Source organism: Candidatus Accumulibacter phosphatis (assembly GCF_012939955.1).
Taxonomy (GTDB): domain Bacteria; phylum Pseudomonadota; class Gammaproteobacteria; order Burkholderiales; family Rhodocyclaceae; genus Accumulibacter; species Accumulibacter delftensis.
Map to the genome: position 1 here is coordinate 1 of NZ_SPMY01000118.1, position 12,631 is coordinate 12,631.

The following is a 12,631-nucleotide window of genomic DNA, read 5'->3' on the forward strand; positions in this document are numbered from 1 at the left end:
GCGAGGAATCGATGCCGGATCGATGAGCATGCCGATGCCGACAAAAAAGAGGCCGAGCAGGACGTCACGAAAGGGGCGAACGGTCGATTCGATCTGGTGACGGAATTCGGTCTCCCCGAGCATCATGCCGGCCAGAAATGCGCCAAAAGCTAGCGATAAACCGAGATTGTTGGTCGTCCAAGCCGCCAGCAGGGCGACCAGCAGGACCGCCAAGGTGAACAACTCGGCCGAGCGTCGTTTGGTAACCAAGCGAAAAAGTGGGCGCAACAGCCAGCGGCCGGCAAAAAACACTAGTGCGAAGGCGAGCGCAGCCTTGGCGGCCGCCCAGCCGAGGGAACTCACCAGCAGGTCCGCGCCATCGCTCATGCCGAGCACCGGGATCACCACCAGGAACGGAACCGCCGTCACATCTTGAAAAACCGACATGGCGAGGCCGAGTCGGCCATGTGGGCTACTCTCTTCACCTTGCTCGGCCAACTGGCTGCCGATCATGGTCGACGAAGATTGCGCAAATACGGCGCCGATCACGAACGCCGCCGTGGCGGGTACTCCGGCCAGCCAGAGGAGGAGAGCGACGGCGGCGGTGGTAAACGCCACCTGAGCAGTGCCCAGTCCGAGTACCTGGTGGCGCAAGGCGTGTAATTGCGGCAATGAATAATTCAGGCCGATGGTGAACAGCAGAAAGACGACGCCGAACTCGGCCAAGACCTTGAACTCCGGCACGTTGATCGTCGGTCCGACGGTATAGGGGCCAAGAATCACACCGACCAGCAGATAACCCAGGCTGGTCGGGATGCGCAGGCGCTGGAAAGCGAGCACGACGGCAACCGCGACGCCGAGTAGCATGAGAATCTGGGCGAGGTGCTCCATCACGGCGATTTCCACCGTATCATTGACGTGAGTTTGGTTTTTTTGGACCATTTCGGCATTCCGTTGAGTAAGAGTAACGCGCGGCTGAGCGTCACAAGCCATCAAGCTCCCACGATCCAATACCGCTTCATGCTGTTCGTTTATTGTCGGATCGAGGCGTCAAATTGCCGAAAAAACGGGATTTCCGGGGAATTGTACCAGCCATTCCTGGACGTCCAGAGCATCGAAAATGGCCGATGTTCAGCCGACGGCAATCGTACAGAGAGGAGAACGCCGTGCATCAATTTGATCGTATCCTCGCCGCCACGGACCTTTCCGCGCCGGCTCGCCATGCCGCAGAACGTGCCGCCCTGGTGAGCAAGGAGGCGTGTGCACCGCTAGATCTGCTGCATGTCGCCAATTTCGACACGTTGGAACGGCTGCGTCTGCTCATCAACGTTGCGCCGGATGACATGCTGGCGCGAGTGCTCGATACGGCGCAAGCACGAATCGCTGAGCTTGCCCTCGCGCTCAACCAGCGCTATGGCATCTCGGCGGGGATCCGGGTTACAGCCGGGTCCCTGCTGCCGAAACTGGTGAAGGAATGTGAGGCGCTGACGGCCGGCCTACTGGTTTGCGGCGCGCAGGGCGAAAGCGTCCTGCGTCACTTCCTGCTGGGGACGACGGCGAGGCGCATATTGAGCACGGCAAAATGCCCGGTGCTGATCGTCAAGCAGGCACCGCACGCGCCCTATCAACGGGTGCTGGTACCGGTTGATTTCTCGCCTTCGTCGCTGCGGGTGATCCGGCATGCGCGCAGTATCGCGCCGCTCGCCGAAATCGTTCTGCTGCATGCATTCGATGTCCCTTTCGCGAGGGACATACGTTCTGCGCGCATAGACGATGAGATCATCGACCTCTACCGAGTCGCTGCCAAACAGGAAGCATTGCAGAAGCTGACGGCTCTTCGCGACGAAGCCGGGCTATCGTCAAACGGCTCCTGCCTGATTGTTCTTCGCGGCGATGCGCGTTCGCGCATCATCGAACAGGAACAGAAAATGGACTGCGACCTGATTGTCATAGGAAAACATGGCAAGGGTTTGGTCGAAAAACTCCTGATGGGCAGCGTTACCGAGCATGTCCTGAGTGAAGCGCGAAACGACGTATTGGTGTCTATCTGATTGTCATCATAAGAGCGGTTATGGAAATCTTTCCATAACCGCTCAACTGCACCTCAAACCCCTTCTTCGTAGCGTTTCATGAGCCAAGTCCTTACCTGCTGCTCGCTTCGCCAATGCGAACTCTTTGCTGCCGTGTCCGGCAATCTCAGTCCGACTCAGCTCGACAATGCACTGGATCAACAGCAGGGCCCCGGTGATCTTGGCGCATACAGCATGTGGCTGGGGGCACAGGTTTCGGGAACTCAACCAAGCTTGCGTGGTCCTCGGCATGGCCTTCAAGGGTGACTTTGGCGTTTCACACGGCAGAAGCAAGCGCCCTCTTGATGCGTTTCAGGCCTTCATCAACGCTTTCCGCCAATTTGATCGCATTTGGATCAGTGGAGCGTTTCTCGGTAGTCCATTCGCAGAAAGACGCCATCAGCGCCGCTCTTTCGGCGGAGAGCTTCGCGTCGATCAAGCCGGCCTCGATGATGGGAATCAGGCCAGCCGCCGCCCGGAGACGATTGAGTTCCGGGGTTGCGGGAGGAATTTGTTTCGACATCTCTTGACTCTAACGAGGAGCCGCGCAGCCCGATAGGCTGGCTATTTTCAATGGCCGAATATTCATGGCTTAGGGTACGCTTTTCTTCCGTTTCGTGAGCAGAATCATTGCTGAGTGCCCGTGAAAGCCCGCACACATCGAGAGTTGAGTGATCGTTGTCAGCCAGCGAGTTCGCGCAAGCGATCTCGCCATCGGGGGGGAGCCTAGCGGCGGGGGCCTGCCGCAGGCAGTCCCCCAAGAGCGAGCAGCCGCCGACGGCCTTGGCGGCTTCCGCGGCCTTGCTGCGGCCGGGATTTATTCCCTGGGAGGCTTCCAGGTGCTGATCGTCGTCGCCGGCGATCAGGATGAGCTTGTCCGGAAACTTTGCATGCAAGGCATTGGCGTGGCTTCTGGGATGGTTCATTTCAGCCACATGGGGTTGAAAGAAGCGGTTGCAAAAAGTTGGCGCTGGCGGGACAGCGTCAAACGGCACGCCGCGTAAGCTGGGAACGGCGTGGTCAGGGCACCACCATTCCCGGATACGGACTCAGGTGCATGAGCTTGGAGGTCACCGAGCCCAACAACAGGCTCTCCGTCACGCCCAGTCCGCGGCTGCCGATGACGATGCCGCTACAGTCGAGCCGCTCGGTCAGCGCAATGATTTGCTCGGCGGCCTCGCCCATCACGACATGCAGCCGCCAGGGCTGGCTGTTTGCGTCGAGCAGGGCGCGCGCCCGCGCGGTGGCGAGCCAGGCCCACTGCGCGAGCTCCGCTTCCGCCGCTTCCGCGCTAAGCCAGGGCTGAACGTTCACAAGGTATAGCCCGCAGGCCGTCGTCGTGCTGGCCTGACCGGCGGCATGGGCGACCGCGCGCAACGCGCTGTCTGAACTGTCGACAGCGACCAGCCAGCGATTCGTTACGGGCGCCGGAAGCGGCAACGCACTATCGAACACCAGCCCGACGAGACGGCCATCGGCGTCGCGCTGGCAACTTACGGGGGCAGGAAGATAAATGGGATACTGCCTACCGCGAGTACCGAATCGCTGGCCTCGATCACGATCAGCACGAGAAACATTGGGGTCGCCCACAGGAGGCCGTTCTGGCGGACGAAGAAGGATTCGCCGTGGAACGTCGGCGTGATGCGCAGATTCCCGCGCAGCCAGCGTAGCAGCGGCTTCTTCTCCAGGTTGGGCTCGGCAAACCGGCCCGAACGATGGCGGGCTCCACGGGCCCTTCGCAGAAGTCGGTTGGGGAATCGAATACATCATGGCAGTCTCCTTTTGAAATAGGCCAAGTTCAGAGATCGAAGGTCGTCAGAACGAACGCCGCGTGGTGGCCACGGCAACCGGTAGCACGGATTCGGCCGCGCCGCTTGAGATCGGCGACGGCGGCGGCCAACGCTTCGCTGGTCGCATCGACACCGTGCAGCACAGCCAGCTTGCGCACGTTAAGGCACGTATGCTGATGCAGCTTGCGCAATATCGAGTTCGGCGAAACTAGTTCAGTGCTCACTTCCATCCTCCAATCCATAACCAGAAAAAGAGCCATACATCCAATCGGGGCAAGCTAATGGCTTCTTCGCGTGTTTCAACGACCTTGCGTACGCGACGACTTCCGCGCGCTGCGTTGCGCGCCAAACGTTCCCTCAAGACGACAATTGTGTGTCTCAACCTCATGCCCGGGTCGCCCTGACCTGGTCCGGCATTGCGCGGTGCCAAGCTCTTCCGGGGAACACTAAAACCTCATGAGTTCAACATTTTGTCTTTCTGTCAAAAGCCGCTAGTACTGCTCGCTCGACTTCCTTGCGATCATCTTAGTCAATCCGGCGGGGTCTTATAAGCCCTCGTGCGGACACCAGAATGTATCGATTTAGGATACAATCGATGTTCCGATTGAAGCTCGCAGGAGAAGCCCATGCTCGACCTCAATTTGATGAGGATCTTCGCCCGGGTCGTTGAAGCAGAGAGTTTTGCGGAGGCCGCGCGACGCCTGGAGACGTCCCGATCCGTCGTGAGTAAGGCGGTTGCCAAACTCGAGAAAGCCCTGGGTGCGCGCCTGCTCAACCGCACCACCCGACATCTGAGCCTCACCGAAATTGGTGCCGCGGTCGCCGAGCATTGCACGCGCATGCTCGATGAAGCCGTGCAGGCGGAGAAGCTCGTCGCCAGTCTCAATACCGAACCGCGAGGCGTCCTGCGCGTCAGCGCCTCGGTCGCCTTCGGCACGCTGCATGTTGCGCCGGCGCTGGCCGAGTTTCTACCACGCCATCCGAAGCTGGCGATCGACCTGACGATCACTGACCGCTGGGTGGACCTGGCCGAAGAGAGTTACGACGTCGCCATCCGCGTGACGCGTGAACCGCCGCTGCACTGGGTGGCGCGCAAGCTGGCACCCGTCCGGCGGGTGCTATGCGCCACGCCGGGATACTTCAGGGACCGCGGTATTCCACGTGCTCCCGCCGACCTGGTCCGGCACAACTGCCTGGACTACACGCGCTCAGGCGAGCAGGGGCGCTGGCGGTTTTCCGGGCCGGATGGCGATCTGCTGGTACCGGTGAACGGGCCGCTGCACGTCGACGACGACGAGGCGCTATCGCAGGCCGTGCTCGGCGGCCTCGGCCTCGGACTGCTGCCGACCTTTATCATCGGCAAGGATTTACAGGAGGGGAGGCTGCTAGCCGTGCTCTCCAATTACATCCCGGTCGACCGTTACGTTTACGCCATGTACCTGCCGACGCGCCACCTGCCGAGCAAGGTTCGGGTGTTCATCGACTTTCTCGTCGAACACATCGGTGCCGACGCTTACTGGGATCGGGCGGGAGAAGCGACGTTCAAAGCGCAAGAGGTGCTTGCCACGCTGAAGAGGAGGTCAGCTCACGAAACGGAAAAAATCGCACGATAAGACGCCGCCGGCATTGTTGCTGAGCCTCGCCGAGCAGCCACCGGACACCTTGATGCCTTCTGAGTCACTCACGCACCGACCATGAGTAAGCTAATAGCGCGTCATCGCAGCGCGACTTGCGATGACGCCACGTCTGTTATCCGACCTTCACCGCCCTGCGTAGCCGCTGCTCCCGTTTCTCGACCTGCTGTGGAGGCTCGACACCGTGTGCCACATAGCGCTCGATCACGTCATCGACCACCGAACGAACCTGCCGCTCGATACCTTCCCGCCGGAGTCGTCTCAGAAAACGGAAAATAAAGCACGGTAAGCGATTCGGCAGAGCCTCTCTTGTAGTCGCGTCGCGACTACAAGAGAGGCTCTGAAACCGCTTTAATCTTTCAACGGCCTTTTGGCGCCCCAGCAGCGGACAAATCAGTCTTGAAGAGCTGACCCTTTGCAGGGCCAATTTTGCAAGACGCTCAGGTGAATGAAAAAGCATCGCGCCTACGGCACGAGCGCCGAAGCCTGTTTGACCGAAACCGGCTAAAGGGTGAACCCCGTCACCCTTTACTCCCGCGACACGGCAACTCTTCACTTGCCCATCTATGCATGCGCCAGATCGAAGTGGCGTGCTTACGGCGGAACGAGTTCTCCCAAACCGGCCCAGCGGAGTTCCTCGTTCAACAGGTTCCGTACCGTTTCGGCATCTTCCATTAGCATGGCGCGGTAAAGGACTTGTCTCGCGCGCTGACTGGAGAAGCTCCTGATCAGCCATTTAATCCGCAGCAGCGCGGATGCGTTCATGCTAAACGTTCTCAATCCCATGCCCAGCAGGAGGATCGCCGAACCAGGATCCGCGGCCATCTCGCCGCAAACGCTTGCCGGCTTGCCGCAGCGCCGGGCATCACGTATTGCACGGTGCAGAGCACGGAGCACTGCCGGGTCCAGATGGTTGAACAAAGGCGCGACACTGGGATTGTTCCTGTCAACGGCGAGCAGATACTGAGTGAGGTCGTTGGAGCCAATCGAGAAGAAATCCACATAGCGGGAAAGAGTGGGAATGGAAAACAAAGCCGATGGCACCTCCAACATGGCGCCGATCAGTGGCGCAGGGCACTCAAACCCCGCCTCGCCAAGTTCTCGGCGCGCTCGGTCGACCGCCTGCCTGGCTGCTTTGATCTCACCGATCCGCCCGATCATGGGAAACATAATGCGCAGATTGTTCAACCCAACGTTCGCGCGAAGCATTGCCCGGAGTTGAGGCTGGAAGATGTCGGGTCGATCCAGCGTAACGCGAATGCCGCGCCAACCCAGATACGGGTTTTCTTCCGTCGTAGAGAAGTAAGGCAGGGGCTTGTCGCCCCCGATGTCGAGCGTGCGCATGGTTACCGGTTTTGGTGCGAACGACTGAAGAACCTTGCGATAGATCTCGTACTGCTCCTCTTCCATCGGAAAAGTCTCACGTGTCATGAACGGAAACTCGGAGCGATAGAGCCCGACCTCGTCGACGCCGAGGTTTGCGGCGACATCCATGTCGGTCAGCAGGCCAACGTTCAGCCCCAGTCCCACATGAACCTCGTCAGTCGTCGTCGCCTCGAGATCGCGTAAACCAGTAAGCTTTACCGAAAGCTGCCCTTCGTGTTGGACCAAGCGCCGGTATTCCTGGATCGCGGCGGGCAATGGGTCGATGAACACGCGTCCCCGATAGCCGTCGACAATGATCGGATGGCCGTCGAGAGAGCTGACGTTGCGTGCCCCGAGACCCATCACGGCCGGAATTCCAAGGCCACGGGCGAGAATCGATGTATGCGACACCACGGAGCCGCGTAGGCAGACGATGCCTTTGAGCTGTCCAGAGGGCACATCCGCGACTCGGGCGAGGCTGACCTCGTCACCGAGCAGGATGGCGTTGCTCGGGTACTGTTTGATCGCGGTGACATTGGACAACAGCTGCAACAGGATGCGACGACCGATTGCCCGGATGTCCTCGGCTCGTGCTCGCAGGTAGACGTCATCTGCCTGTTCGAATACCCGGGCATGCTCGGAAATCGTGTCCCTCAGCGCTCCGGGCGCCCAGTTCCCCAAGCGAATTCTGGCAACCACTTCTTCGACCAAATCGTCCTGTCCGAGAATCAGGATGTACACGTCGAATATCGCGCGAGTCTCGTCGGACAGTCGGCCCTGCATGCGCTCGGCGCTTGCACGCAGTTCCTCCTGTGTTTTGCGCACGGCGCACCTGAAGCTCGCTTCCTCCTGCGCCACATCGTCGGGTATGCGGTTGGCGACCGCATCGAGTTCTGCCAGCGGGGACGGCAGGACAATGGTGCCGATCGTCACGCCCGGGGCTCCGGGCAACCCCTGAATGAGTCCAACCGGTCCCGTTGGACCCGGTGCACTCGGCGGAATGTGGCTTCCCAGGGCAGCATAGCTCAATGTGGCTGCGAGTTGCGCGCCGATCGTGGACAGAAAGGCAACCTCGTCTTTGGCGAACACGCGTTGCGATTTCTGCTGCACGACGAGCACGCCCATGGATTGACGGAAATGCACGAGCGGTACCGCCAGAAACCCGGACAACTGCTGTTCTCCGGATTCCGGGAAATGGCGGTAGCTAGGGTGTTCAGCCGCATTCGCAAGATTTACCGGCGCCTGGCGTCTCGTGACCAATCCAACGATGCCCTCGTGGGCCGCCATCCGAATTTTACCCACCACACTTGGGTTCAGCCCTTCCGTCGCCATCAGCACGTAATGCGATGCGGGATCACGAACGTATACGGAACACACGTCGGTGTTCATGGCCGCTTTCACCCGGCGCACGACGATCTCCAGTGCTTCGTTCAAGTCGCCCGCGGCGGTCACGCGCCACATAATTTCCTGGAGCTTCTCTAGCATGTATTTAGCAATCGTTGAGAAACGGCAAAGAGATTGTGCGAATCCGCAAATGGTGTATTTCGGCCTTCGGAATGATAACTTGGGTTGGGAAGACACATCTTCCAGCCGGCTGCGTCCCTTGAATCCTGATAGCCATGGGGCTGATCCGGCAAAACCCGCCACGTGGGGTCATCTCAGAGAACGGAAAATAACGCACGCTAGCGGCGAACCTGTCAGGTTCAAGCCTAAGACGTTGGGCCTGGAACGTCAGACAAGGCTGAAAGGGGTCCTGACGTGACGTGAGCGTTCACCTGACGCTAAGTTGAAGCGTAGTCCAACCCGGACAGGCTCAACCGAAAAGCTCGCTGTGCGAGCCAAGCCTCGCCAGTCTGAGGGTGTCGGCATCCGACTTGCGGTAGATCAGCAGCAGGTCTGGCTTGACGTGGCATTCACGGTAGCCTGCCCAATCGCCGCTCAGGTCATGGTCGCGGCATTTGGCATCAAGCGGCTGGTCAGTCGCCAGCGCCACCAGAACGGGCTTCAACTCGCTATCGAGCGTGGCCCGGTGCTGTCCCTTGGCTTCGCGCTTGTAGTCGCGTTTGAAGGATGATGCGCGGTCAATCGTCCGCATGCAGGTCTGCCATCAGGTCGTCAACGCTGGCGAACCGCTTGCCCTTCCCGAGCTCAAGCTCGGCAATGGCCTTGCGCGTGGTGGCGTTGGGAACCTTCACATCGAAGGGCAAACGGCGCTCATCGGCTATGCGCAGCATCAGCAAGCGGATAGCGTCAGAAATGGACAAGCCCATTGCGTCGAGCGCATCAGCGGCGCGTTCCTTGGTCTTGCTGTCGATGCGAGCGCGGACATAGGTATCGGCGGTGCTCATAGCGGCTTCCCTCAAAGCGGTTTCAGAGCCTCTATTGTAGTCACATGGCGACTACAATAGAGGCCTCTGCCAGATTGCTTACCGTGCTTTATTTTCCGTTTTCTGTGACGACCCCTATCAGCACAAGGGCTTGCTGCCCGAACCGGCGTGGCCCTATGGCAGCATCCACCGCTACGGCAGGGCGGATGTAGCACGGGTGAAGTTTGTGAAATCAGCCCAGCGGTTGGGGTTCAGCCTGGATGAGATCGCCAAGCTGCTTTGGCTGGAGGATGGCACCTACTGCGACGAAGCCAGCCGCCTAGCCGAGCACAAGCTCCAGGACGTGCGCGCCAAGCTGTGGCCGACCTGGCGCGCATGGAGTTCGTGCTGTCACAGCTCGTGTGCGCCTGCCATTCACGCAAGGGAAATGTTTCGTGCCCGCTGATCGCATCGCTGCAAGGCGAAGCGAGCGGAGTCTCGCAACGTCGGCAGGGGACGAGCTTGGGCGAGCCATGCCTTATCGTACGATTTTTTCCGTTTCGTGAGCTGACCCCAATTATTGGCCGGCAGGCGTCGGGACTCGCAGATAGACCATGCTCCAAAGCACGATGGCCGTCACCAGGTTGAGGCCGCTGGCCCGGTATCGCTGTTGCTCGAAGCCGCGGTCGCGGATTTCGCCAAGCCGGTTGAAGAACACGGCGCGGGCCAGCCGCACTCACGGCTCCCAGTGCGTACCAGTGCGCACTGCGAGGTAGACCTCACGCAGGAACAGCCCCAACCCGATGATCATCGATCCCATGGACGCCATGAAAGTCACCGCCACAGTGACCGCCAGCTCGACTTTGATCAGCGTACCGGCGAAGGCGCCGGCGACCACTAGACAGATCAGCAGCGCACTAAATGCTTCGCAGAACATCGCCATGTAAACCAGATTCCCGCGGCGCTTCAGCAACCCTAGCTCGCGCTCTGCGGCTTCGCAGTTACAAGCCTCTGGAGCGTCCTGGAGACGCTTGCGGATCGCTCGTCGGCGGTCGACGATACGTCCCAGGCGAACGTTCATCGCGTTGATCAGGGTGGCGATTCCGGTCAGCAGGAAGACCGGCGCGACTGCGAGTTGAATGGCGTGCGAGAGATCGGCGAGGGGGGCAGGCATGGGCAGATGCTATCCCGTTGTGAACACCGTGCATACGGTCGACGGTCATGCAATCTGATACCAGCCACCTAACCCGGATGTTGCACAAACGCTGCCCTGTGCCTCCCCCGGGGCTTGACTACGCATTTTTCGATTTCCAGGCGATAGTTCCCCCGACCCCGCAAGCGGGGAGAAGCGTGAGAAGTGGTTGATGGTCAGGGTGGGTGGCTGCCTCTCGTGGGCCAGACGTGGCGTGTTCATGGCGAAGCCGGCATGGGGCGCATCCGCTTGGCGGGGTAAAGCCTCTTGCAGAGCTGTGCCAGCAGCCCCTTGAGCGGGCAACTGCTGGGTAGCTGCAGCAGCACCCGGTCCTTGTACTGTTTGACGCGGACGGCGATCTTGAACAGCGCGAGGATGACGGTCTTGGGCTGTGCCGTCGCCAACGGCGTGCCTTGCAGCCCCAGGTGGCGCAGTTGCTGATGCAGAACGTAGGCCGCGGCGCTCAGCAGCAGGCGAGCGAAGTTGGCGAGGAAGGACGAAGCGGATGTCCGATCCGATTTCAGATCGCTTTTCACTTGCTTGATCAAATTCTCAGCCTGGCCGCGGCCACAGTAGTCCTGTTGGTAAAGCGTCCGCGGCGAGGGGCCACGCAAGGAGGTGACCACGTAGCGCTGATTGTCCTTGGCAGGCGTGATCGCGCTACCGGTCAGGACTTCGGCCTTGAGCACCACCCGGAAGGCGCGCGGCCAGGAGCGCGCCTGGTAGTCGAATTCACCGAAATGGCGCACCGCCGCGGCGGCCGGGCGCAGGCCCCGGGCGGCCAGCGCCCGATTCAAGGCGGCGTGTGCGCGCACGTTCTTCATCAAGCCCTCGGCCTGGCGCGTGAGGACCGGGTTGCCGGCCAGGCCGAAGATGAAATCTGCATTGCCATCGGCCTGAATCAACGCCATCAACTCGGGATTGGAGAAATGGCCGTCGCCACGTAGCAGGATATGGGTCTGCGGCCAGTGGCGCCGCAACACGGTGAGCACCCGCTTCATGATCATGGCGTTCTCGGCGCCGGTCGGGCGTTTGCCGGGGCGCAGGACGGCGCTCACCAGAGCGCCGGAGTGGGCCTCGAACACCAACAAGGGCAGGTAACAGTGGTGGCCGTAGTGGTGATTGTAGAAAGACAGGGCCTGCTGGCCATAGGTGGCATCGTCGGTGTGATCCAGATCCAGCGTGATCGTGCGCGGCGCTTCGGCGTAGCCAGCGATGAATTGCTCGACCAGAGCCTGCGCCAGTCGGTAGATGTCGCTTCGTCGCACGGCGCCCTCCAGACGCGAGAAGGTGGCACCGCTGGCCAGCGCCTGCTCGGCATCGAGCGGTGCCCGCCCGGCTGCCAGCTTGAACAGCGGGTCATGACGCAGGGCGTTGGCGTCGTTGCCGTCCTCATAGCCGCAGGCAATCTGAAAGACGCGCTGCGTCAGCAAATCGCGCAGCGGGTGGGTGATGTAACGAGGATCGCGGGAATCGGCAATCGCCCCGGTCAGGCGATCGATCAGGCCGATGCGACGATCGACGGCGCTCAGCACCAAGGCGCCCAGGTCCGAGGACACCTCACCGGCGCTGAAATCGGCGCGAACCGTGAAGCCCGCAGCGGGCGGGAGGTGGAGTTGTTCCGGGGTAAAATCCAAGGCTGGGCGAGTAGTGGTAGGCATTTTTTACGAACTGGTTTCTATAGAACTCCAATTGTATCAAATGTTTACGTGCTTACTCGCCCTCTTTATGCAACATCCAGGCTAATGGCAATGGCCTGAACGGCTCTTCCGGCTGACCCACTGTCTGTGGGTAGCCGCGCCCAATGGCCGCTGTACGGGGTTGTAAGCCGGAATCGCCGAATATGCGGTGCACTACATATTCGGCGATATGCAGAGTCCAGGAATATGCAGAATTGCAGGCGTGGGAGCCTTGTGCTGACGGCCATGTCGGCTCCCATCGCTCAGCATATTCAAGCGCCCCGCAGCGAGGCGATCAGTTTGTCTGGCGCCCGGAACCGTCCTTTTTTTTAGTGAGAGCGGCACAACGGCGCTCATTGCATCCAGCTTTTCTGTTGGGTCCGCCCGCAAGTAAATTTCGGTCGTCTGGATGTCTGCATGGCCGAGCCAGAGCGAGACTTTGCGGATATCCCCCGTTGCCTGCAACACCATCATCGCGGCGCTGTGCCTCAGGCTGTGCGGCGAGATGTGCCGTTGCTTAAGCACGGGATATCGTTCGGCGGCCGTCGTGAACGTATTTGTTGAGAATGTACTCGAAGCCGGATCGAGTTAGCGGCTGGCCGCGCGCAGTAACGAAC

13 protein-coding genes and 3 pseudogenes are annotated in these 12,631 nt (G+C 60.4%); 4 read left to right on the forward strand and 12 right to left on the reverse strand.

Annotated features, from left to right (window positions below; all coding sequences use genetic code 11):
* The coding region (locus tag E4Q23_RS22625; protein ID WP_211203908.1) for a cation:proton antiporter at positions 1 to 870 on the reverse strand (870 nt) is incomplete at its 3' end.
* Positions 871 to 1,145: 275 nt separating this feature from the next.
* On the opposite strand from E4Q23_RS22625, the gene E4Q23_RS22630 reads away from it, so the two are divergent.
* Complete coding sequence (locus E4Q23_RS22630; protein ID WP_169068677.1) at positions 1,146 to 2,030, forward strand: universal stress protein; 885 nt, start codon at positions 1,146 to 1,148, stop codon at positions 2,028 to 2,030.
* Positions 2,031 to 2,325: 295 nt separating this feature from the next.
* Here E4Q23_RS22630 and E4Q23_RS22635 read toward each other — a convergent pair whose 3' ends face one another.
* Complete coding sequence (locus E4Q23_RS22635) at positions 2,326 to 2,571, reverse strand: hypothetical protein (RefSeq protein ID WP_169068678.1); 246 nt, start codon at positions 2,569 to 2,571, stop codon at positions 2,326 to 2,328.
* A gap of 148 nt (positions 2,572 to 2,719) precedes the next feature.
* On the opposite strand from E4Q23_RS22635, the gene E4Q23_RS22640 reads away from it, so the two are divergent.
* Entirely contained in the window at positions 2,720 to 3,052 is a 333-nt protein-coding gene (locus tag E4Q23_RS22640; RefSeq protein ID WP_169068679.1) for a hypothetical protein, read from the forward strand.
* Positions 3,053 to 3,068: 16 nt separating this feature from the next.
* Here the strand turns inward: E4Q23_RS22640 and E4Q23_RS22645 are convergent, their stop codons facing one another.
* The 3 genes and pseudogenes from E4Q23_RS22645 to E4Q23_RS22650 all read right to left on the reverse strand — a co-directional run bounded on the left by E4Q23_RS22645 (position 3,069) and on the right by E4Q23_RS22650 (position 4,062).
* Entirely contained in the window at positions 3,069 to 3,503 is a 435-nt protein-coding gene (locus E4Q23_RS22645) for a universal stress protein (RefSeq protein WP_169068680.1), read from the reverse strand.
* Positions 3,504 to 3,553: 50 nt separating this feature from the next.
* A pseudogene (locus tag E4Q23_RS24700) lies at positions 3,554 to 3,745 on the reverse strand (hypothetical protein); the annotation flags it as partial.
* A 101-nt stretch (positions 3,746 to 3,846) separates the two neighbouring features.
* Entirely contained in the window at positions 3,847 to 4,062 is a 216-nt protein-coding gene (locus E4Q23_RS22650; RefSeq protein ID WP_169068681.1) for a hypothetical protein, read from the reverse strand.
* A 402-nt stretch (positions 4,063 to 4,464) separates the two neighbouring features.
* On the opposite strand from E4Q23_RS22650, the gene E4Q23_RS22655 reads away from it, so the two are divergent.
* Positions 4,465 to 5,451: a LysR family transcriptional regulator gene (locus tag E4Q23_RS22655; RefSeq protein ID WP_169068682.1), complete on the forward strand. Its 987-nt coding sequence runs from the start codon at positions 4,465 to 4,467 to the stop codon at positions 5,449 to 5,451.
* Between the two features lie 615 nt (positions 5,452 to 6,066).
* Here the strand turns inward: E4Q23_RS22655 and ptsP are convergent.
* From ptsP to E4Q23_RS22670, 3 genes are all read right to left on the reverse strand, one after another.
* The gene (gene ptsP / locus E4Q23_RS22660; RefSeq protein ID WP_169068683.1) at positions 6,067 to 8,322 is read right to left on the reverse strand and encodes a phosphoenolpyruvate--protein phosphotransferase; all 2,256 of its coding nucleotides are present in this window, start codon (positions 8,320 to 8,322) and stop codon (positions 6,067 to 6,069) included.
* 328 nt (positions 8,323 to 8,650) lie between these two features.
* Entirely contained in the window at positions 8,651 to 8,932 is a 282-nt protein-coding gene (locus E4Q23_RS22665) for a type II toxin-antitoxin system YafQ family toxin (RefSeq protein WP_169068684.1), read from the reverse strand.
* Positions 8,919 to 9,185, reverse strand: a complete 267-nt coding sequence (locus tag E4Q23_RS22670) for a type II toxin-antitoxin system RelB/DinJ family antitoxin (protein WP_169068685.1) — start codon at positions 9,183 to 9,185, stop codon at positions 8,919 to 8,921. The genes E4Q23_RS22665 and E4Q23_RS22670 overlap by 14 nt, the downstream gene beginning before the upstream one ends.
* Before the next feature lie 115 nt (positions 9,186 to 9,300).
* Here E4Q23_RS22670 and E4Q23_RS22675 point away from each other — a divergent pair.
* Positions 9,301 to 9,709: pseudogene (locus tag E4Q23_RS22675) on the forward strand (MerR family DNA-binding protein); the annotation flags it as partial.
* Between the two features lie 38 nt (positions 9,710 to 9,747).
* Here E4Q23_RS22675 and E4Q23_RS22680 read toward each other — a convergent pair.
* The 4 genes and pseudogenes from E4Q23_RS22680 to E4Q23_RS22695 form a co-directional block, all read right to left on the reverse strand.
* Positions 9,748 to 9,873, reverse strand: a pseudogene (locus E4Q23_RS22680) (Tn3 family transposase); the annotation flags it as partial.
* A 6-nt stretch (positions 9,874 to 9,879) separates the two neighbouring features.
* A complete protein-coding gene (locus tag E4Q23_RS22685; RefSeq protein WP_169068686.1) occupies positions 9,880 to 10,317 on the reverse strand; it encodes a DUF2721 domain-containing protein in 438 nt (145 codons plus the stop codon).
* A 236-nt stretch (positions 10,318 to 10,553) separates the two neighbouring features.
* Entirely contained in the window at positions 10,554 to 11,996 is a 1,443-nt protein-coding gene (locus tag E4Q23_RS22690) for an IS1380 family transposase (protein ID WP_169068687.1), read from the reverse strand.
* 192 nt (positions 11,997 to 12,188) lie between these two features.
* On the reverse strand, positions 12,189 to 12,539 hold the full coding sequence (locus E4Q23_RS22695) for a tyrosine-type recombinase/integrase (protein WP_336511765.1): 351 nt from the start codon (positions 12,537 to 12,539) through the stop codon (positions 12,189 to 12,191).
* Between the last annotated feature and the right edge of the window lie 92 nt (positions 12,540 to 12,631).

Coding starts and splice junctions, on each gene's coding strand:
- E4Q23_RS22685 (WP_169068686.1), bottom strand. CDS start 10,317: ATGCCTGCCCCCCTCGCCGATCTCTCGCACGCCATTCAACTCGCAGTC.
- E4Q23_RS22635 (WP_169068678.1), bottom strand. CDS start 2,571: ATGTCGAAACAAATTCCTCCCGCAACCCCGGAACTCAATCGTCTCCGG.
- E4Q23_RS22670 (WP_169068685.1), bottom strand. CDS start 9,185: ATGAGCACCGCCGATACCTATGTCCGCGCTCGCATCGACAGCAAGACC.
- E4Q23_RS22655 (WP_169068682.1), top strand. CDS start 4,465: ATGCTCGACCTCAATTTGATGAGGATCTTCGCCCGGGTCGTTGAAGCA.
- ptsP (WP_169068683.1), bottom strand. CDS start 8,322: ATGCTAGAGAAGCTCCAGGAAATTATGTGGCGCGTGACCGCCGCGGGC.
- E4Q23_RS22665 (WP_169068684.1), bottom strand. CDS start 8,932: ATGCGGACGATTGACCGCGCATCATCCTTCAAACGCGACTACAAGCGC.
- E4Q23_RS22690 (WP_169068687.1), bottom strand. CDS start 11,996: ATGCCTACCACTACTCGCCCAGCCTTGGATTTTACCCCGGAACAACTC.